Annotated in this window: 21 protein-coding genes; 2 read left to right on the top strand and 19 right to left on the bottom strand. The window is 41.9% G+C overall.

Annotated elements, in window-relative coordinates:
• The first annotated feature begins 63 nt into the window (after nt 1-63).
• On the top strand, nt 64-2184 hold the full coding sequence (locus J8L97_RS00105) for a S8 family peptidase (protein WP_211047435.1): 2121 nt from the start codon (nt 64-66) through the stop codon (nt 2182-2184).
• Nucleotides 2185-2305: 121 nt separating this feature from the next.
• Here J8L97_RS00105 and J8L97_RS00100 read toward each other — a convergent pair whose 3' ends face one another.
• The 4 genes from J8L97_RS00100 to prlC form a co-directional block, all read right to left on the bottom strand.
• A complete protein-coding gene (locus tag J8L97_RS00100; RefSeq protein ID WP_211047434.1) occupies nt 2306-4231 on the bottom strand; it encodes a methyl-accepting chemotaxis protein in 1926 nt (641 codons plus the stop codon).
• Nucleotides 4232-4370: 139 nt separating this feature from the next.
• A complete protein-coding gene (locus tag J8L97_RS00095; RefSeq protein WP_211047433.1) occupies nt 4371-5135 on the bottom strand; it encodes a class I SAM-dependent methyltransferase in 765 nt (254 codons plus the stop codon).
• 120 nt (nt 5136-5255) lie between these two features.
• On the bottom strand, nt 5256-6416 hold the full coding sequence (locus J8L97_RS00090; protein WP_192508883.1) for a PleD family two-component system response regulator: 1161 nt from the start codon (nt 6414-6416) through the stop codon (nt 5256-5258).
• A gap of 131 nt (nt 6417-6547) precedes the next feature.
• Nucleotides 6548-8596: an oligopeptidase A gene (gene prlC, locus J8L97_RS00085; protein WP_211047432.1), complete on the bottom strand. Its 2049-nt coding sequence runs from the start codon at nt 8594-8596 to the stop codon at nt 6548-6550.
• Between the two features lie 272 nt (nt 8597-8868).
• Here prlC and gorA point away from each other — a divergent pair, with 272 nt between their 5' ends.
• Nucleotides 8869-10230, top strand: coding sequence for a glutathione-disulfide reductase (gorA, locus tag J8L97_RS00080; RefSeq protein WP_211047431.1), 1362 nt, complete (start codon nt 8869-8871; stop codon nt 10228-10230).
• Between the two features lie 464 nt (nt 10231-10694).
• Here the strand turns inward: gorA and J8L97_RS00075 are convergent, their stop codons facing one another.
• The 15 genes from J8L97_RS00075 to rpsF all read right to left on the bottom strand — a co-directional run bounded on the left by J8L97_RS00075 (nt 10695) and on the right by rpsF (nt 21437).
• Entirely contained in the window at nt 10695-11117 is a 423-nt protein-coding gene (locus tag J8L97_RS00075) for a secondary thiamine-phosphate synthase enzyme YjbQ (RefSeq protein WP_192508886.1), read from the bottom strand.
• 192 nt (nt 11118-11309) lie between these two features.
• Nucleotides 11310-12389, bottom strand: coding sequence for an alanine racemase (alr, locus tag J8L97_RS00070; protein ID WP_211047430.1), 1080 nt, complete (start codon nt 12387-12389; stop codon nt 11310-11312).
• Between the two features lie 29 nt (nt 12390-12418).
• Entirely contained in the window at nt 12419-13798 is a 1380-nt protein-coding gene (dnaB, locus tag J8L97_RS00065) for a replicative DNA helicase (RefSeq protein WP_010365611.1), read from the bottom strand.
• 128 nt (nt 13799-13926) lie between these two features.
• Nucleotides 13927-14871, bottom strand: coding sequence for a DUF4097 family beta strand repeat-containing protein (locus tag J8L97_RS00060; protein ID WP_211047429.1), 945 nt, complete (start codon nt 14869-14871; stop codon nt 13927-13929).
• Nucleotides 14872-14880: 9 nt separating this feature from the next.
• Nucleotides 14881-15354 (bottom strand): hypothetical protein, encoded by a 474-nt coding sequence (locus J8L97_RS00055; protein WP_211047428.1) that lies wholly within the window; start codon nt 15352-15354, stop codon nt 14881-14883.
• Entirely contained in the window at nt 15347-15910 is a 564-nt protein-coding gene (locus J8L97_RS00050) for an RNA polymerase sigma factor (RefSeq protein WP_211047427.1), read from the bottom strand. The genes J8L97_RS00055 and J8L97_RS00050 overlap by 8 nt, the downstream gene beginning before the upstream one ends.
• 174 nt (nt 15911-16084) lie before the next feature.
• Nucleotides 16085-17860 carry a polymer-forming cytoskeletal protein gene (locus J8L97_RS00045; protein WP_312037100.1) on the bottom strand — a complete coding sequence of 592 codons (1776 nt, stop codon included), beginning with the start codon at nt 17858-17860 and terminating at the stop codon, nt 16085-16087.
• Nucleotides 17860-18381: a PilW family protein gene (locus tag J8L97_RS00040; protein ID WP_211047533.1), complete on the bottom strand. Its 522-nt coding sequence runs from the start codon at nt 18379-18381 to the stop codon at nt 17860-17862. Before J8L97_RS00040 ends, J8L97_RS00045 begins: the two co-directional genes overlap by 1 nt.
• Nucleotides 18381-18809 (bottom strand): prepilin-type N-terminal cleavage/methylation domain-containing protein, encoded by a 429-nt coding sequence (locus tag J8L97_RS00035; RefSeq protein WP_312037104.1) that lies wholly within the window; start codon nt 18807-18809, stop codon nt 18381-18383. The genes J8L97_RS00040 and J8L97_RS00035 overlap by 1 nt, the downstream gene beginning before the upstream one ends.
• Nucleotides 18806-19270 carry a GspH/FimT family pseudopilin gene (locus J8L97_RS00030; RefSeq protein ID WP_210995750.1) on the bottom strand — a complete coding sequence of 155 codons (465 nt, stop codon included), beginning with the start codon at nt 19268-19270 and terminating at the stop codon, nt 18806-18808. The genes J8L97_RS00035 and J8L97_RS00030 overlap by 4 nt, the downstream gene beginning before the upstream one ends.
• Nucleotides 19257-19670: a type IV pilin protein gene (locus J8L97_RS00025; RefSeq protein ID WP_312037099.1), complete on the bottom strand. Its 414-nt coding sequence runs from the start codon at nt 19668-19670 to the stop codon at nt 19257-19259. Before J8L97_RS00025 ends, J8L97_RS00030 begins: the two co-directional genes overlap by 14 nt.
• 336 nt (nt 19671-20006) lie before the next feature.
• On the bottom strand, nt 20007-20459 hold the full coding sequence (rplI, locus tag J8L97_RS00020) for a 50S ribosomal protein L9 (RefSeq protein WP_192508894.1): 453 nt from the start codon (nt 20457-20459) through the stop codon (nt 20007-20009).
• A gap of 35 nt (nt 20460-20494) precedes the next feature.
• Nucleotides 20495-20722, bottom strand: coding sequence for a 30S ribosomal protein S18 (rpsR, locus tag J8L97_RS00015; protein ID WP_002962753.1), 228 nt, complete (start codon nt 20720-20722; stop codon nt 20495-20497).
• A 10-nt stretch (nt 20723-20732) separates the two neighbouring features.
• Nucleotides 20733-21059 (bottom strand): primosomal replication protein N, encoded by a 327-nt coding sequence (gene priB / locus J8L97_RS00010; protein ID WP_192508895.1) that lies wholly within the window; start codon nt 21057-21059, stop codon nt 20733-20735.
• 36 nt (nt 21060-21095) lie between these two features.
• On the bottom strand, nt 21096-21437 hold the full coding sequence (gene rpsF / locus J8L97_RS00005) for a 30S ribosomal protein S6 (RefSeq protein WP_138591187.1): 342 nt from the start codon (nt 21435-21437) through the stop codon (nt 21096-21098).
• Nucleotides 21438-21611 lie beyond the last annotated feature (174 nt).

The raw sequence follows: 21611 nt of genomic DNA, 5'->3' as shown, positions 1-21611 counted from the left end.
TTTTACCTTCATTAACCTTCTTGCAAATAAGAAGCATAAACAAAAACAAGTTAGGGGAAATTTATGACAACAAGAAATCTAAAATTAGGTGCACTTTCAATCGCTATGACAGCGGCTTTTACTGCTCAAACAGCTTTAGCAACAGAGATAAATAACAATATTAACTTTGCGCAAACAGCAGTAAAAATGCAGGATCAAGCGACTCTAGGCACACAGTTCATCATTAAGTATAAAGAAAACAACAGCCAAATGATGACAATGTCTATGGAAGATATGTCTGACGCGAATGTTCAACAACGCGCAGAAAGCTTTGTACAGTCGTTCAAAAGTACAAAATCAGCAGTAGCAACTCAATATGTAAGACCCATGGCATTGGCGAATCACCATGTTATGCGTGTTAACAAAAAGCTTACAGCCATTGAAGCAAATGCGTTAATGCAAGAAATCGCAGCATCAGGCAATGTGGAATACATTGAAATTGACCAAATGCTAAAACCATTCGCAACGCCGAACGATCCACGTTATTCAGATCAGTGGCACTATTTTGAAGCAAATGGTGGTTTGAACTTGCCAACAGCATGGGATAGTGCAACCGGTGAAGGTGTAACTGTTGCTGTACTTGATACAGGTTACCGCCCGCATGCAGACTTAAATGCAAACATTTTGCCAGGTTATGACATGATCTCTAACTTGCTCGTCGCAAATGATGGCGGTCTACGTGACAACGATGCACGCGATCCAGGTGATGCGACAACTCGCGGTGAGTGTGGTACTGACGCACAAGGTCAACCATCTCCAAAAGCTGACCGCAACTCTAGCTGGCACGGTACACACGTAGCGGGTACTGTTGCAGCAGTGACAAATAACGGCGAAGGTGTTGCTGGTGTTGCTTATGACGCTAATGTTGTTCCTGTCCGTGTACTTGGTAAATGTGGTGGTTTAACGTCTGATATTGCGGATGGCATCATTTGGGCATCTGGTGGTTCAGTTGCTGGTGTACCAGCGAATGCCAATGCGGCAGATGTTATCAACATGAGTTTAGGTGGCGGTGGCGCATGTAGCGCAACAACACAAAATGCCATCAACCAAGCGCGTAATAACGGTACTGTGGTTGTTATTGCTGCAGGTAACGACAACGACAATGCAAATAACTACAATCCTGGTAACTGTAATGGCGTTGTAAACGTTGCATCTGTAGGTCGTAACGGTGGTCGTGCTTATTACTCAAACTTTGGTACATCTATTGATGTAGCCGCACCAGGTGGCGCACAAAGCTTTGCTAACGACTCTGAAGGTGTTTTATCAACATATAACTCAGGCAGCACAGGCCCAGTATCAGACAGCTACCATTACTCACAAGGTACTTCAATGGCTGCGCCGCATGTTGCTGGTGTAGCGGCTCTCATCAAGCAAGTAAAACCAAATGCAACGCCTGATGAAATTGAAACTATCTTAAGAAACACGACACGTAGCTTCCCAGCAACATGTAATAACTGTGGTACTGGTATTGTAGATGCAGCAGCAGCCGTTGCTGAAGCAGCTGGTAATGGTAATAACGATAATGTACTAACAGATGGCGTTGCTAAAACAGGCCTAAGTGCAGCAAAAAATAATGAAACTTTTTATACGCTTGAAGTACCAGCTGGCGCAACTAAAGTGAGCTTCACAACATCTGGTGGTTCTGGTGATGTTGATTTATATGTAAAAGCGGGCAGTAACCCAACAAAAACTAACAACGCGTGTAAATCTGAGCAGTCATCTACTAGTGAAGTATGTGAAATCGCTAACCCTGCAGCAGGTACATATCATGTATTGTTAAGTGCCTACTCTGCATACTCTGGTGTGAGCTTAAAAGGTGATGTAACGTCAGGCGGAACTACACAGCCAGGTGGCGGTACTGAAACGAACCTAGGTGCAGCGAAAAACCAATGGTTACATTATACGCTTGACGTACCAGCAGGTATGAACAGCTTTAAAGTAACAACATCTGGTGGTACTGGTGACGCTGATTTATATGTTAAAGCTGGCGCCCGTCCTACAAGTGGCAGCTACGATTGTCGTTCATGGAACAATGGTAACAGCGAAACATGTACTTTCAGTTCTCCAGCAGCTGGCACTTATCACATCAGCATCAATGCTTACTCTACTTTCTCAGGTGTAACACTGAATGCAGAGTATAAGTGATTTAAACTAGAGACTCCGGTTTTCTAACACATTAAGTAATAATTCCCATTCCCTGGGGCAGGCCGACGCAGTAATGCTTCGGCCTTTTTATTTAGCCAAATTTTGCGGATATGAGAATCGATTATGCCAGCCCTAAACTCGCTCTAATGCGCTGCATTTGTTCCTGTAACTGAGCTTGAATGTCACTCACCTGCTGCCCAGACCCATTCACTTGTTTTTTCATTTGTAACATAGCCACACTGAAGTTTTCTAACAAACCATTTTGCTGTTGTGCCAGTTCCATTGCGTGATCAGCCACTTGATTGGCACTTTGCGCGCTCACTGCAACCCCTTCAGAGTTACGTTTTAATTCATGAGCGTGAGAGGTTTGCAATTGTGCATCTCCTGCCAATGCCGAGATTTGCGTCGACACCTTTTCAGAGTTGTCTCCCAAATCACTAAGCTGCTTATTAATATCCGACAGTGAGTCTTGCGTTTGCTGCGCTAACTTTCTGACTTCATCAGCCACCACAGCAAAACCACGACCATGCTCCCCAGCCCGGGCTGATTCTATCGCGGCATTGAGTGCTAATAAGTTAGTTTGCTCAGCAATGGTGCGGATCATTTCAATCACTTTGCCCACATCCGACACGCCGTTAAGTAGCTCATTTAAACTAGCGAGTCCTTGCTCAACACGGTGCTGTGTATCAGAGCTGGCACTTAACATCGCTTCAGCAAATTGCACACTTTGTGTCATTGCCTTATGCGTGTTACTGGCGTTATCAGACACTTGCGTGTTAATTTCATCTGCTTCAATACCTAATGTTTTTATTGTCTCTAGCATGGCTTCGGTTTGCTCAACCTGATCATAGGTGGTGTCTGATTGTGTACTAATCTGTGCAAGGTTATTGCTCATTTGCTGCATAAAGTCATTAATAACTTCCAGCATATGCGAACGCGCTTGTGCTTCATCACGCTGTCTGTCAATCAATTGATTGAAATACATGGCGATTTCACCAAGTTCAGTATTGTTATTTTTACTGTGAATGTTCTTTAATTCGTTACTTTCAATTAAGTCTGCAAATGCATCTCGCAAGTGACGTAATGGTGCGAGGACTTGTTTAAATTGCATTACATAAACCCCCACAGCCAGCAGCACCAATAAACCAATGGCAATGCCAAATATCAACAGTACTTGCCCTTTGAGTTGCTCTTGTTCATCTTTTAATTGTTGCTCTGCACTAAGCATAATGTCAGCAACCCGTTTAATATCATCACGCAGTGCTTTAATGCCTTGTTGGCGTTGTTTCACATGACTCAGGGTACTTTGTAAATCGCGGTCATAGCGTTTTGGCCAACTGACTAACTCCGCTTTTATCTCTTCGGCTAAGTCTTCAGCCTCTGCGCCAAAAAACAACTCATCCTCATCCACTTCCGACATCACACCTAAATTATCAAGTCCTTCTAACCTGCGTGCAGTGGCATTCAAACTGGCTATGGTTTTTTGTAAACTCGCTTCTGTACTTTTATCAAACCGCGCTGCTAACTGATACGTGTAAATCCCTAAATTACTCACCTGCGCATAGTAATCTGACGCCAATTGATAGTATTGCGTACTGAGACCATTGGCATCGGCTTTTAATGTATAACTAATTAAGGAAGAAGCCGAACCCGACATTTGCCTTAGCGCATTATCTAACAATGCCATTTCATTACCCGACAACTTACCTAACGCTCGATACTTGCCATTTATATCAGTGTCTAATAGGTTTAACTGTTGTGTCATCAGTTCACTTAAGCTATTGGGTAACGCTGTTAAACTGCCTGACTTTATCGTGGTAATAATTTCAGAAGAGCGACCTAAATATTGGCTATCACCCGCTTTTAGGTAATCTTCAATGCTGCCTTCTAAGTCAATTAAGATGGTATTTTTCAATTGGGTATATGCAGTATTTTGGGCATCTAAGGTACTCAAAATATGCGATGCCCAAAACAGTACGCCCGCTAAAAATACACTCGCTAAAGCCAATAGTATTGCTAATAATCGAGTAAATGAAGATACACGCATGGTCACACCCTAATAATGAAAAGCGCGGGTAGACTATTAACCTTTTATGACAGTTTAATGTAACTTGCTTGTTTTATGAGCTTGCGTGAATAAAAGCATACTTTTGGCGTACCTTTTTTCGATGTTTTTTTGGTACAAGCTATTTCATAGCCGACTTTACATAAACATCAAAACGATTTTTCTTGGTGGTGATCTGCATGCTTGGCTTTTTATCGTTCAAAAAAGGCGCATAGTCCGGACGCTTCACAACCACGCGCTTACTTGCCAGTTCATAGGCAAAATCTAGTAATCCATCGGCATCATGATCGTCTCCAACCAATGTTTGAAACACTCGCATTTCTTTTTTAACTAACGCAGATTTTTCTCGATGGGGAAACATCGGGTCCAAATAAACCACATCAGGTTGGCATGCCGTTGAGGCTAACAAGTCATGACTCGAACCAAAAGCCATAGCCATATTACTTTGCATCCAACTGCCAATATCATTATCCTGATAGGCGCGCTGTAAACCATCGTATAGCAAAGCTGCAACCACAGGGTGGCGCTCATGTAATGTTACTTGGCAGCCCAAAGAAGCCAACACGAAAGCATCTCTGCCTAATCCCGCTGTGGCGTCTAATACATGTGGAGTAGCTCCTTTGTTTAACCCAACCGCTTTAGCAATCGCTTGACCTTTTCCGCCACCGAACTTTCTTCGATGCGCACTGGCACCCGTTACAAAATCAACATATATTGCCCCCAACTTGGGCTCATCATTTTTAAAAAGCTGTAAACCGAGCTGATCATAAATCAGTTTAAACTCTTTGCCCTGCTGATGACTTTCCATCCATGCTGCCAATGCAAACTGTTGTTCGATTTGTTGTAAATACGGACGATTCTCTGGAAAAGGGGTGTGAATAACCAACTGCAAGCTCCTAAGTTCATAGCATACACAGTATATCTAATCGGTAATCTACACGACATAGAAAACTCACTTTAAATTGTAGCGCAATACCTAAAAACTCCTTTCATTACCTGATATTGACTAAAACAGTTCAATGTCAGTTTGCGCAGCAACCTCTTCCTCGCCCCAAGGCTTGGCTATTTTATTTAAACTTTCAATAAGCTGATGCCGCACTTCTGTAATTTCAGACAATTTAAACTTAATAATAGATAACTCATCATCAACAAATGAAAAGTGCTGATGTAGCTTTTCTAATTCGCTCACTTGTTCAATCGTTAAGGCTTGAGCGTCTAACGCTTGAGCCTGCTTTACTAGCTCACCAAGCTCCGCTACTTTATTTGAGTGATGTCCGCCGATTCCACCGAGCTGATCAGATAGCTCTTCAAAGACCCTACCGATTTGATCCACTTTACTCAATGCATCTTCACTGACTTCCATATCTTTAATTTTGGCGTTTGTCGCCTCTAAAATATGCGGGAGTAAATCTTTATAGCGACCATACATAGCATTATCATCAACAGGCATATTTTTGATTAGCAACGACACCTTTGGGTAATTGATGATAGTACGACGGCCAAAATCAACAAACCGACTGCCATCACGGTGCTTACTTAATAACTCTTGCTCAATGGGCTGTAATGCCCCATTGCCTGACAAAAAGACTTCACTATTGTGATACCAAAACGCCACCGCGACATCTAACTGAAGCGGCACAAAAAATTCAAAAAAGTATTCTGATAAAGTCGTCAAATCATGGGCATGATACGACTGACCTACATAGCGCATAATTCGGCCCATATCGCCAGAATCGGTCATGGCTATCTCGGCGGTCATTTCTGCCCGGCGTATATCCTGAGTTAACTTACGCGACTGCTGACGGTACGCATCAAGCACTTTAATGCGTGCAATTAATTCATCTCGGTTGAATGGTTTAACAATATAATCAGAGGCGCCAGAGTTATAACCTCGCATGCGCTCAGCCACATCGGCTTTTGATGACAAGAACATCACTGGAATATCAGCCAGCTTTTTAGACTTTTTGATTTTTTCACAGACTTCAAAGCCCGACATACCCGGCATTTCTACATCTAATAAAATGATATCAGGATGGTATTTCAATGCCAGCCGTAAACCTTCATCACCATTTTTAGCATGTATTAACTTACAAAAGTGCGATATCGCCTCTTCTATAATATGGTGTACTAACTTGTCATCATCTATGGCCAACACCAATTTGGTCATTGTGCTTTCCCTATCAAATCATATCTTTAAAAAGCATAGACCGAGTTGGTAAATTTGCGAGCTAGTTTCAGATAAAATAAAAGTACCCGTAGGTGCTTTTATTTTATAACGCATGTTAAATTGGCGCTCGGTTATGCGCCAACAACCTCTATTCCACAATGACGTAGCAATGCATCTACTTGCGGTGCTCTGCCACGAAAACGGGTAAACAATGTCATCGGTGACTCCGAACCACCTTTCTCTAATATATTTTCCATAAAGGCCTGACCGGTTTGTTTGTTAAATATGCCGTCTTCTTCAAATTTAGAAAATGCATCCGCTGATAGCACTTCTGCCCACTTGTAAGAGTAGTAACCCGCACTGTAACCACCGGCGAAAATATGACTAAAGCCATGTTGGAAACGATTAAATTCAGGCGCTTTAACCACGGCTACCTTAGCCCTTACGGTATTGAGCACTTGCTGAATTTGGCATGACTCATCACGTTGGTAATCAGCATGAATATGAAAATCAAATAAACTAAACTCAATTTGACGCAACATTTGCATCGCAGACTGATAATTTTTAGCCGCCAATAACTTATCTAGGAGTACTTTAGGCAAAGCGTCGTTGGTTTCATAATGCCCCGAAATAAAGCTCAGCGCTTCTTCATCGTAGCACCAGTTCTCTAAGAATTGGCTGGGCAATTCCACTGCATCCCATGCAACGCCATTAATGCCCGCCACAGGCGCAGCATCAACTTTGGTCAACATATGATGAATACCATGACCAAACTCATGAAATAAAGTGGTGACTTCATTGTGTGTAAACAACGCAGGCTTGTCGCCCACCGCTTTGTTAAAATTACACACTAAATATGCAACAGGCGTTTGCAGTTCGCCATTGGCCCGCACTTTTCGACCCATGCAATCATCCATCCATGCACCACCACGCTTGTGCTCACGAGCATACAAATCCAAATAAAAATGACCACGCAACTGGCCTGATTGGTCATGTATCGCAAAAAAGCGCACATCTGAGTGGTACGTATCAAAGTCAGTAATTTCAGTGACTTTAATACCAAATAAGCGATTTACCGTTTCAAATAACCCTCCTAAAACCCTGTTAGCAGGAAAATATGGGCGTAATTGCTCATCAGAAATTGCATATTTCTCTTGCTTCAGTTTTTCGCCATAGTAACCATAATCCCACGCTTGCAATTCGCTGACACCATGAGATTGTTTAGCAAACGCAAGCAATTCGGTTAATTCACCTTTGGCCTGAGATTGTGATTTTCCGGCTAGGTCATTTAAAAATTCAAATACTTGCTCTGGCGTGTCTGCCATTTTTGTCGCTAAGGATTTATCTGCATAGCTGCCAAAACCAAGCAATTGTGCTATTTCATGACGTAATGCTAAGGTTTCAGCCATAATCTCAGAGTTATCAAATTCATTGGCATTTGGCCCTTGATCTGATGCGCGCGTTGAAAATGCGCGATAGGCTTCTTCGCGTAACTCTCGGTTATCGGCATAGGTCATAACCGGTAAATAGGAAGGAAAATCTAAGGTAAATACCCAGCCTTCTAACTCTTTACTCTGCGCGGTGTGCGCAGCCAGTGCCAAAGCTGACTCAGGTAAACCTGATAATAGGGCTTCGTCTGTAATGTGTTTCTGCCATGCTTGTGTCGCATCCATCACGTTATTACCAAACTTAGCCCCAAGCTCTGATAAACGTGCGCTAATTTCGCCATAACGTGCTTGCTGCGCTTCATTCAAAGCTATACCCGATAGTGCAAAGTCGCGTAACTGATTATCTATCGTCGTTTGTTGTGCAATGGTTAAAGTGGCAAAATCAGCAGAATCTTTCACAGCTTTGTACGCATTATATAGCCCTTGATGTTGGCCACAATACGTTGAATACTCTGATATCAATGGTAAACACTCGTCATACGCTTGGCGCAATGCATCGGAGTTAACCACTGAATGCATGTGAGAAACCGGTGACCACATACGTGATAATTTATCATCCGCTTCTTCCATTGGAATTACCAAGTTATCCCAATTGAAGTCTGAATTTTTCAATACATCATCTATCGTTTGACGACAGTGAGCAATCGCTTCTTTTAGGGCTGGTACTACATGTTCTGGCTGGATCTGCGAAAATGGAGGTAGGCCTTCTAGCCCAATTAATGGATTGCTCATGTCATCTCTCTATTATTTTTTCATATAGATGTTGAAATTGGGGCAAACATCGCTATTTCAAGAAGTAATAATGAATTGTAGCGCGCGCCCACAGCCCCTCTACACATATCAATCACAGCAAGGTGCAATTCAATCATTGCGTTTAAATCACTGCCATTACATAGAAATGTCAGATATTTGTGCAATTTGGTATTACACTGTTATTTTTTCATCAGCTTGATGGTCTTACTACTTTAAGCGTAGAACATATTATTTAATTTTAAGGGTAAATTATGGCTCAACATTTTGATTATATTGCTATTGGCGGAGGAAGTGGTGGTATCGCTTCTGCTAACCGTGCTGCAATGCGTGGCGCAAAAGTAGCCATCATTGAAGCCAAACATATGGGTGGAACCTGCGTCAATGTTGGCTGTGTGCCTAAAAAAGTAATGTGGCATGGTGCACAAGTGGCTGAAGCCATCAAGCTCTATGCACCAGATTATGGCTTTGATGTAGAACTGAAAAATTTCGACTGGGCGAAATTAGTTGAAAGTCGCCAAGCCTATATTGGCCGTATTCACCAAGGGTACAATGGTTACTTGGCAAAAAATGGCGTGACCGTGATCAATGGTTTTGCCAAATTTATCGATAATAAAACGGTAGAAGTGAATGGCGAGCAATATACCGCTGACCATATTTGTATTGCTGTAGGTGGTCGCCCTTCAGTACCAAATATCCCTGGTGCCGAACACGGCATTGATTCAAATGGTTTCTTTGAACTCAACACACAGCCGCGCAGTGTCGCGGTGATTGGCGCAGGTTATATTGCCGTTGAGCTTGCCGGTGTACTGCATAGTTTAGGAACCGACACCCACTTATTTGTACGTAAACACGCACCACTGCGTAGCTTTGATCCGCTCATTGTTGAGACACTGACCGAAGTGATGGAGAAAGAAGGTCCAACACTCCACACCAATTCAACACCTAAAGAAATAACCAAAGAAGCAGATGGCTCAGTCACTTTACATTTAGAAAATGGTGAAAGTCACAATGTTGAGCAGCTTATTTGGGCCATCGGCCGAGAGCCTGTTACTGATTTAATTAATCTACAAGCAACCGATGTTGACACCAACCAACGTGGTTTTATCAAAGTTGACGAGTATCAAAACACATCTGTTTCTGGCATTTATGCCTTAGGCGACATTATGGAAGGGGGGATTGAACTCACCCCAGTTGCAGTTAAAGCAGGTCGTATGCTGGCCGAGCGTTTGTTTAACCCTGAACTTCCAGACGCTAAAATGGATTACAGCCTAGTTCCTACTGTGGTATTCAGCCATCCGCCTATTGGCACTATTGGCTTAACTGAACCAGATGCAATTGCCCAATATGGTGAAGAGCAAGTCACCGTATATAGCTCCTCTTTTGCTGCTATGTACACAGCTGTAACAGCCCACCGCCAGCCATGCAAAATGAAATTAGTCTGTGTCGGCCCTGAACAAACAGTGGTTGGCTTACACGGTATTGGTTTTGCGGTAGACGAAATGATCCAAGGTTTCGCGGTAGCCATGAAGATGGGCGCAACGAAGGCTGATTTCGACGCGGTTGTTGCTATACACCCAACGGGTAGCGAAGAATTTGTTACCATGACAGGTTAGTGTAGGAAAAGCATCCTACACATGTACGTAATTCTAGAAAACGGAACTCCCCTCATTAAAGAGCTTGTTTTTTAATGAGGGGAGTTTGTATTGCGTACGTTTCCATTTCATCTTCAATTAGTGTTTCACATATACACCCTAAGCCTTCATTAAATAAACCTATTGAGTTAGATGGTTTCCCAACCTTCTACAATGCAAACCATCAATACCTACTTCCAGTAAATCTATGATTCAACGACCTTGTTAACCTCAGGTTTGGATAAGGGTTTTGGCATAGGAAATATTTTGTAAACAAACTTGCGTCCAATCCGATGATGATATTTTGTTCAATATCAAGGCGCTTTTATGCAGTAATAGCGGGCTATTACAAATAAAAGCAACGCCGAGAGTGAGAAAAATAGCTTTATTAGGCAAATTCGCTTACCCAGAGCTGAGGTTTGTTAATTGGACTATCAGTACTAAACCTAATATTCGCCATTCAAAGTGACAACTATCGTCCGCTTTCCGCCTTGATTACGATGTTCGCAAAGATAAATTCCTTGCCAAGTTCCTAAATTGAGACTTCCATTTGATACAGGTATGGACTGACTTGTTCCGATGATAGTAGACTTTATATGTGCTGGCATATCATCGCTTCCTTCATAAGTATGCTGATAATATTGTGCGTTCTCTGGGACTATTACATTAAAGTGCGATTCTAAATCAGTACGAACTGTCGGGTCTGCATTTTCATTTATCGTCAGCGATGCTGATGTGTGTCTTATGAATAGGTGCAGTATTCCTACGTTAATTTTTCGCAGCTCTGGGATTTTCTGGATTAGCTCATCTGTAATTAAGTGGAAGCCGCGTGACTTCGATTGTAGGGTGATTTCTTTTTGAATCCACATGATAAAAACCTGCCTAAATGTAATGGCTTAAGTTAGCCATATTTATGACTTATTAATACTATGTTATTACAACCAGTTGTGCATTTGCCTAGCTGAACACAGAGATTATGTATCAAGTCGTCAGAGCATTACGACGTTGCAAGGTGACATAGACTAATACTGTAAAACCTGTCGTAACAAGGGGCTCATAGCTTATTCAATATATTCGTAACTGACTCTTGGTGTGATATTGCATAGCAGTTCATAAGGGATAGTATCGGCACATGCTGCAACTTCTTCAACTGGTAGGGCCCTTCCCCACATCTCAACTTCATCACCCACTTGGATCATGCCATCATTACCGGCAATATCGACCGTTATCATATCCATTGAAACACTGCCTACTATGCCGTATCGTTCGCCCTTTATTACAACGGGTGTGCCGTGCTTCGCATGCCTTGGATAGCCATCACCATACCCCATAGCCACAATTGCAAGCTGGGTATTTTTCTCGCTTTGCCAACGACCACCATAACCGACGTATTCTCCAGATAAGATACTCCGAATTGCAATGACTTTAGTAGTGAGGCGCATCACCGCCTTCAAGCCATGATCTTTACCAATGCAGTGCAACATCGGAGATACGCCATAAATCATTAATCCGGGCCTTATCCAGTCACAGTGGCTATCACGCCAACCTAATATTCCCGCCGAATTTGCCAAACACAAGGGTTCATTATAATTTAGCGTCAGCTGCTTAAACCCACGGATCTGTTGCGCAGTACGATCATTTTTAACATCATCAGCACATGGGAAGTGGGTCATCAAATAAACAACTGATTTGGCATTTTCAGTTTTTTTCAAACGCTGATAAAATGCGTTGAGTTGCGCAGGTGCTATCCCTAAACGGTGCATTCCTGTGTCTACTTTTAGCCACGTTGCAATTGGGGAGTCTAACTGCGCTTGCTCTAGCATACCTAGCTGGTTCTCATCATGGATGATAGTTTGAAAGTTATTAGCCAGTAAAATGGATACATCACTTTGGTTGAAAAACCCTTCTAGCAACACGATGGGTTTGGTAACCCCGCCAGCGCGCAATGCCAATGCCTCATCAATTCTCGCTACAGCAAACGCGTCTGCCTCATGTAGGTGCTGTGCAATAGTCACTAAGCCATGACCATAAGCATTGGCTTTCAGTACCGCCATAACTTTACTGTTTGGCGCCAGTGCTTTGGTTCTCTTTAAATTATATGATAACGCAGATAAATCTATTTCAGCAGTCGCTAATCTCATTACATCTCACTCAATAGCGTCGGGCCTACTTAATACTCATCATCAACAGCAGGACCTGTGTAGTTATCGAACCGAGAGTATTGCCCTTGGAATGTTAACCTAACCTTACCAATAGGCCCATTACGCTGCTTACCAATAATGATTTCAGCCACCCCTTTATCCATACTGTCCTCGTTATAAACTTCATCGCGATAAATGAACATGATTAAATCCGCATCCTGCTCTATGGACCCTGATTCACGTAAATCTGAGTTAATCGGGCGTTTATCTGCCCGTTGCTCTAGTGTACGGTTCAGCTGTGATAACGCCACCACCGGACATTGTAGCTCTTTGGCTAACGCCTTTAAGGAGCGAGAGATTTCAGCAATTTCTAGAGTACGGTTATCTGATAGAGAAGGCACCCGCATCAACTGTAAATAGTCAACCATAATCATACTAATACCACCGTGGTCACGGGCGATACGTCGTGCTCGAGAACGTACGTCTGTCGGTGTCAAACCTGACGCATCATCCACATACATTTTGCCTTTCTCCATAAGTAACCCCATGGTAGACGATAATCTTGCCCAATCGTCATCATCAAGCTGACCTGTACGTACTTTCGTTTGATTAATTCGTCCTAACGAAGCCAGCATCCTCATCATGATCTGTTCTGACGGCATCTCTAGTGAATAAATCAACACAGGTTTATCTTGTGTCATTGCTGCATGTTCAGCCAAGTTCATGGCAAATGTCGTTTTACCCATAGATGGACGAGCTGCAACTATAATTAAATCTGATGGCTGCAGACCGGTTGTCATTTTATCTAAATCGGTATAGCCGGAACTCACCCCTGTAATACCATCTTGCGGAGATTGGTAAAGCTCTTCAATTTTATCAACGGTTTTTTCAAGTATATTATGCAGGCTTTGTGGACCTTCACTGCTTTTTGTTCTCTGCTCGGCTATTTTAAATACTTTACTTTCAGCCAGATCTAATAGTTCGTGACTATCTCGTCCTTCCGGATTAAATCCCGCCTCAGCAATTTCATTTGCAACACCAATCATCTCTCTAACTACCGCACGCTCACGAACAATATTGGCGTACGCATCGATATTTGCAGCGCTGGGGGTATTTTTTGCAATCTCAGCCAAGTAAGCAAACCCACCAACCATAGCAAGTTGATTATTTTTCTCTAAATTCTCAGAAATAGTAATTAAGTCAATGGGCTCACTTAATTCAACCAGCTTTTCCATCGCTTCAAAAATCAGCTTGTGTGTGCGTGTATAAAAGTCTTGTGCCACCACATGTTCAGCAACTCTATCAAATGCCTGATTATCGAGCATTAATCCCCCAAGCACAGACTGCTCAGCTTCAATAGAGTGAGGAGGAACTTTTAACGAATCGACTTGGAGATCTGGTTTGGCCATAGCACTACATCTTTTACAAATAAGAGGGCTATTTTATCTCTTAGCGTGATAACTGCAAAGGAATAATCACCAGATGTGATTAAGATTTAAGTGATGTGCCGCTATCCATCGTATAGCGGCACCATTGATCAGTTTTTCTTAAGTTCAATTCGCCCGCTAACAGTATCAACTTCTACATCAGCACGACCACCATTAATTGAAAACTCGAGTTCTCTAGAGGGGCCATATTTGGCTCTCTTAACTTTGTCAGAACTTAATCCATTGACGATACGCCCACCTGAATGCGCATCTATGTCGAAACGTGCAGAAACATCTTGTGGGAAAAACAACCGAACATCTCCACTGACAGTGTCCATATTAATGCTGGCATTATCGCCCATTTTTGCAACACGAATATCTATTTCTCCATTGACGGTATTCAAACGTAATTCATTCAACTCTTTGATATTTAAATCAACTTCCCCATTCACATTTTCTAAGCGAATCTCTGTCGCGCTAGTGGTACTTTCGATGTCACCATTAACCGCATTAAAGCGTAGCTTGCCTTGCGAGTTTCTATCTTCAATTTCTCCGTTAACCGTTTCGTAGCGAATATTTCCAGATAGCTCTGTCGCATCGACATCTCCATTGACGGTTTCCAAAGAAACCTTGCCAGTTAATTTATCCGCTTTGACACTGCCGTTAACAGTCTTTATTTGTGCACCTGCGATCAAATTGGATGCAGACACATCAACATTCACGCCTTCAAAGCTCAACTCACTGTTTTTTGGCATATAAATCTTTAAGTTAGAACCTTGTCCACTCCCATGGTTCCAACCTCGGTTCAGTTTTGGCATTTTGACAATAAACTCAGTGACCGTACCCTGTGTTTCAAGTGAAAACCCAAGTGCTTTATCATCAAGTGTGCCCGTTACTTTAAATACATCTTGGTCCCATGCATTAATTGTCACGTCACCTCGTTGATTTTCAATCAGTACCTTGCCGCCATTGGGTATATTAATTTGCTCATTAATTTTATCTCCAGCAAATACCGATAACGGCAACATTGCTAAACTTACTAATGTATATTTCATATTCTTCTCCTAAATTTGTTGCCAACGCGGTGTATGCACCTTGTTTATTAAATCTAATTGCTGCTGATATACTTGAGCCAACATTTTTAATAATGCGGCATTTTGCGGGTCATTCTCCAAGGCTTGTTTAATCGCCAATTCCGCATTTTCTAACTCTTGTAACTGCGTTTGCCAACCGGTTACCAATGCTGGTTGTTGTTCATATTGAACAAGCAAAGTTTGCTTTTGCTGATCAAAGAAGTGCGTCATTGATGCCATTGCATCATGTTTTGGTTGGACCATAACAGCCTGCCAAGTAACCAATGCCGCAATAAAACACGCCGCTACGCCAGATACTTTTGGCCAGATATTATGAGGCTTTTGATCTGTAACAGGTTTACCAATTGCATGCTCTATGCCTGGCCATAAATCTTTTTCAGGCTGAATCTCACTTGGTTGTGCGAGGGAGCTTGCAACAAAATGATCAAATTCTGGTTTACTCATTCTCATACCACTCCCGTAGTAATTTTCTCGCCCGATGATATTGTGATTTACTAGAGCCTATCGCCATTCCTAACATGGTTGAAATCTCTTCATGTCGATATCCTTCAACTGCATGTAAAACAAATACCAGCCTTGCTCGCTCTGGCAGCCTTAGCACTAACTTATCAAGCCCATTGAGCCCCTTACACAATGCGATACTAGTTTCATCCATACCCGATTTTTCAATACTCACTACTTTTTGTAGCCAATGTTTATGTTTTCTCAAATAGCTAATAGCAATGTTGCTGGCCACACTGTGCAACCAAGTTGTAAATTTTGACTGACCTTTAAATTGCGATATTTTATACCAAAGCTGCACAAATACTTCTTGCGTTACATCTTCGGCGTAATGTCGATCCGCTAATAACCGCAGACACAATGCATATACTCGTCGGTTGTGTTGGGCATACAGCTGAGCAAATGCAGCTTGATCACCTTGCTGCACTCGGCCTATTAACTCCTCACAGGCACTTTCATCCGATGTTTTCGCAAATGCCTGATGGGCATCAATTAACATTCTCGTGTTCCTTTTTTATATTAAGCCTAGCTTGATATAAACCAATATAACTTTCAAGTTATAAAGTAAGACGCCAAATGGGTTAGAAAAGGTTTAAATGAAATGAATTTTTTGAGAAAAACTGCATAAATAGAAATATAAAACGGTTAAAGCCTTCTAACTTTAAGGTTTTAGCTACTGATTTGGTAATGCTGCCGGGTGTCGATAAAACCAACCTTTAAACTCGAGTTTTCCTTCTCCTCCTGTTTGACCTGCACCAATTTTAACGTGCTTTAATGCTTCATCAAAATGCACGCCACTGCCTCCTGATGAGTTGATCACTGCACCTCGTACCGAGCCATACAACTGACCACTACCAGATAACTTAATCGAAGTAAGAGGTGCATAAATAGACGCATACAAATCTGAGGCACCATTGACGATAATTCCATCAGCTCCGACAAATGAAGAGTACATACTAAACACCATATGCCCTGTCTTCGCCACCCCTTCTTGTTCCGTAATAACCTTTGCACTGGCGCCAAATTTTGCCTTACCCGTAACAAATACCGTTAAGGTTGTATCTTTAGTAATAGTGATGCTGGTATTCCCCGATAATGTAAAATCACCATCGACTAACCAAATTACATCACCTCCATTATTGCCCGCGTCGACAACAATTTTACCATTACTTCCAAGGCTAAAGTTTTTCATTTCAAAAACATATTCATTATCTACATCAGAATAACCATGACTTTGTTTCGTCACGTCAAAAATGTAAATATCATGTACTTTTGAACTCCAAAACCCTTTATCAGTTGCGCTTTTAGTAAAATATCCACGCTGTGGTGTAAATGTATACGCTTCTTGTGGTCCCACTGAAAAATCTAAATACGTACTGGTATCACCCATTACATTGGGCATATTTAAAAGTAGGGCAAGCGGATCACATTCTTTATCTGGATTGTCAGGGTCATAATCTGGTGACGTTGGATCGTACACTTTAACCGGTTCAACAACGGTTTCTTGAGTTGGGTCAAATTGATAAATATCATCGGAGTAATGGACACCATTTTGCTCAAAAGCGCTGCCCGTTTGAAAGGTGCCTGTGCCGCCATAGCGAATATCAAGTTCTGTCGGCGTTATCGAGTTTAGAATATCACTTCCCCAGTTCATAGTAACATCACCATGTGCTCGAACATATCCGGATATACTGCCACCTCGATGCGTCACAAAGCCACGGGAAAGTACATTCCCCTCAACTCGCAGACCTCCACCATATGAGATATCAACGCCAGTATTAGACTGCACATTCCCTATAACAGGTGAAGAACCTTTTAAATATACAATCCCTGAGGCTTTAACATCTCCTTTAATGGGAGAGTGACCATTAATAACAACATCAGAATCCCCTATAACCGTATTAACGTCACCATTATTTGTTTTTGTCTGCTCATAAGTGCCTTGTGATGAATCATAACTATCTACCGACCCACTACCAGATAGATTAACGCCTTTACACCCAGTCACTGCATTAGCAAATGGAGATTCATTTTCTGCGGGGATATAATCAAACTGTGCAACTAAATAACTGTTTGCGTCTTCATGATAGCGAAAGCCATGACTGCTAATTTCAACGATGCTGTCTTCAGGGTTAGTAATGAGTGCATTATATTGTGCATCATCCCCTTTGAGCCCACCGACTCCAGTTTGGGTGCCAAACTGAGTTAATAAATCTTCCATTGTCAGACTCGAGTCTTTTTTTATAGCCTCTTTAATCGCTGTCGCACTATCGAAAACGCCTTTCTCTGCAAGTAACCGTGCATTTAAATCTTTTTGAAAGTTACCAGTGAGACGCTCTTGAACAATTGCTTCTTGTAAAGCGCCAAACACCACCACACTCGCCATAGTACTCAGTAACATCACTTTGATGAGTGTGAATCCGTGCTGCTTATGATTTATGAAGCTCACTAAAAATCCGCCATTATCATGCGCGTCACCGCGATATCAATATCAATGCCATCGGCAAACTGTGTTGGTACATTATCTGGTGTTACAGTCACTTTGATTAATAACCCGCTATCTGAGCTCGTAAAATTGAGTGCTTGTACACCTCGTAATAAGTTAACCGGTACTGAAGCAGGGTTGCCAGTTAACGTTACCGAGCACACAAGATAACCCTCATTCAAGGTATATAGCTCAGTATACGCGCTAGCTGGAATAGTGCCTTGGCATGAGAGGATTTGCGCATCTTGATCTATGTGCAGCTCGGAACCATTATTTTCAATGCGAGGGAGAATATTTGTTTGCTTTATGCTTCTCGTAAACACTTGACTGGTATAACGGACGACCTCCTGTGCATGCGAAAGCTCTTGGGTCACTACGATGGTACTCTTAATAGCAGAGTATGACATACTTACCCCGGCTAATAAAAACATACCCGCAGCCATCGCGACCATTAATTCAAGTAAGGTATAGCCATGTACTTTCATCACAAAGGAGTACATCCTGGATCAAGGGTGATATAACTTGCATTGAGTGTGATCTGATCTTGTATATTATTATTTTCTTTAAACTCATTGTCAGTACGTTTATCTTGCCAACTCACTGTAACTTGCATTTCATTGGCATATGTATCAGGCAAAGTGATTGAGTAATGATAGGTCAATGAAGGAGCTGGGCCCAACCAAGTTTGTAAATTTTCATCGCTTAATAACAAAGTGCCTAGCTGTAATCGACATGCCCTAACCCATAAACGTTCAATGGCATTTTGCCCTTGCACTAAAGACATGGTGTAATCAAAACTATTATTTGCAAATTGCAAAGATTTAAGCTGTGTTGCAGCCAGTCCCAACAAAGCAAGCCCAGCAACAAGCATGGACACCATAACTTCTAAAAGTGAAAACCCATTTTTTCTCATGCGCAATTATTAACAGCCTTACCAACCCAGCTTTGTCCACTTTGTAAAATACACAAACGAAAATCAGCCGTTGAGTCATCTTTGTCTGATACTAAGATATTACTCGCCAAATTAAGTTCCCCTGTAGAGCGCACAATACGATCGACTAAATCGATTTCGATGGTTGCATGCAGTGGATCAAAGCGCTTTAATGTGACCGCTTTTCCATCTCGTGTCGCCTGTACCAACCAGCTATTATCACTTCTAGATAAAGTGATTGTTTCGACGCTCTTAACCGCTTCACTTCGCGCAAACTTATAGACTGCACTGAGTTGATTAACACTGTTAATCAACCTATCTTGTTTTACCTGCTTCGTGAAAGATGGCACAGCCAACACCGATAAAATTGCAATGATTCCAAGAGCAATAATGAGTTCAATCAATGTGAACCCATTGTTTTCTCTCTTGTTACCAGCAGTCATCTGATACTGCTCCTTTCACCCCTTGATGATTAAGTGTCAAAGTGCCACACCTATCTGTAATTTGCGGTCCTCCCGCAATTGCGACTGCAGAAAGAGTAAATGCGCGGCTACGAAAATTCCCTCCATCTTGCGGTTTATCCTGATTAAGGTATTTAAAGTTGTAACCTTGCGTCGTCAAAGTAATGTTAAATTGTGATGAGTCAGGATACCCACCGTTTCTAGAGTAGATACGCTCTAATAATGCAGCCACTTGCAACATCTTTTGTTGCGCTTCTGAGCGCCGACTTTCTTGCACATATTCAAAATAAGATGGCATAGCTAAACTACCGAGCACAGCCACTATCAATACTGAGATAAGTAACTCAGTTAAGGTAAACCCTTTTGATAAACGTAATTGCACAAAAACTCCAAAAACAAATGATAACGCTATCATAAAACCAATTACAGGAACAGATAGTATAGACTGAGTTACAAATAGTTAATACTTATTTATTAACCAAATTATCACATACAGCGACTATTTAAAAATCAGTTCTTGTTCAAATAGACATCAACATCGTGAACAAAAAATACGACTTTATGAACTTGGGTGGTTGGTTATGTACATCCTGTGTATTAATCTTATTGTTGTTATATCAACCGATTTTTACACTGAAAATATGAATTGTTTTTATTTTTCAGAGGGGAAGTCATTAAAAAGCCGCACACAGGCGTGCACGGCTTTGCTTAATAAGTATTAAGCTTCAGCAATAACGATTACTTTAATAGTAGCGGTTACGTCTGAGTGTACTGCGATTGCAACGTCAAATTCGCCAGTCTCACGGATAGTACCAAGAGGTAGACGAACTTCTGATTTAGCAACTTCAACACCAACAGCCGAAATCGCTTCAGCGATGTCGCGAGTACCGATAGAACCGAATAGCTTACCTTCGTCACCAGCTTTAGATACTAAAGTAACTTCTGCTAATGCTTCTAGTTTGTCAGCGCGTGCTTGAGCAGCCACTAACCCTTCAGCGATTTTCGCTTCTAATTCAGCACGACGTGCTTCGAAAGTTTCGATATTTGCTTTAGTCGCAGGAACTGCTCTACCTTTCGGGAATAAGAAGTTACGTGCGAAGCCAGATTTAACTGCAACCTGGTCACCTAGGCCACCTAGGTTAGCGATCTTGTCTAGTAGAATAACTTGCATGTCTCTACACCTTTTAAAAACTGTTAATCAGCTGCTTACTTATGTAAGTCAGTGTATGGAAGAAGGGCTAAGTAGCGAGCACGCTTGATAGCAGTTGCTAGCTGGCGCTGGTATTTAGCGCTTGTACCTGTAATACGGCTAGGTACGATTTTGCCACTTTCTGTTACATAGTTTCTAAGAGTAGCTAGATCTTTATAATCGATTTGTTGTACGCCTTCCGCTTTAAAACGGCAGAACTTACGACGTCTGAAATAACGTGCCATGAGTAATTCCTCAATTAATTCTTTCAATATGTTGTGCATGTAATACAAGTTGACTCAAACCGTTTCGGCTTTCGTGTCGGTTTAAAAAACCGCGTACCTGTATTGCTTGCCCAACGTATAAATGCTGAGTTTGATCCTGGAATGTTTCCCCACTTGCAACCACTTGAAGTCGAACATAACTATTGCGGTTAAGCTCTGCTTCAACTTGCATTGATTTATGTTCAAGAACAAAAATGCAATGTGGAATACCAGCAGGACTTTGACTAAATTTGGGTGTTTTACAAATCATGCCCGAAAGCACATATTGATTTGTATACAGGTCAGCCTGTTGTTGCACCGCAAACCCTCAGTCAATATCCAGAGTCAATAACGATTAAGCAGTAGCTGCTTCTTTTTTCTCTTCTCTTACAAGAGGAGATGCTTCAGTTACAGCAGTTTTAGTACGCATAACTAAGTTACGAAGTACTGCATCGTTGTAGCGGAAAGAAGTTTCAAGCTCGCTGATTACTTCAGTTGTTGCTTCAACGTTCATAAGAACATAGTGTGCTTTATGAAGCTTTTCGATTGGGTATGCCAATTGACGACGGCCCCAGTCTTCAAGACGGTGAATAGTGCCACCAGCTTCAGTGATAGAACCAGTATAACGCTCGATCATACCAGGTACTTGCTCACTTTGATCTGGGTGAACCATGAATACGATTTCGTAATGACGCATGGATATTCCTTACGGTTAATATAGCCTTGTCCCGTTTCGGCCAGTCGGGGTAAGGCAAGGAACTAAATATGATAGCCGAAATGAGCGCGTATTTTACGCGTAGTTTGAAAAATACGCAATAGGATTTTTTAGGGAATTAACAATTTATAGAAAGATAATATAATACAAGGGAGT

Source organism: Pseudoalteromonas sp. MMG012 (assembly GCF_018100875.1).
Classification (GTDB): Bacteria; Pseudomonadota; Gammaproteobacteria; order Enterobacterales; family Alteromonadaceae; genus Pseudoalteromonas; species Pseudoalteromonas aurantia.
Note: the sequence above shows the minus strand (reverse complement) of the source record. Positions and strands in the feature narration are given on the sequence as shown.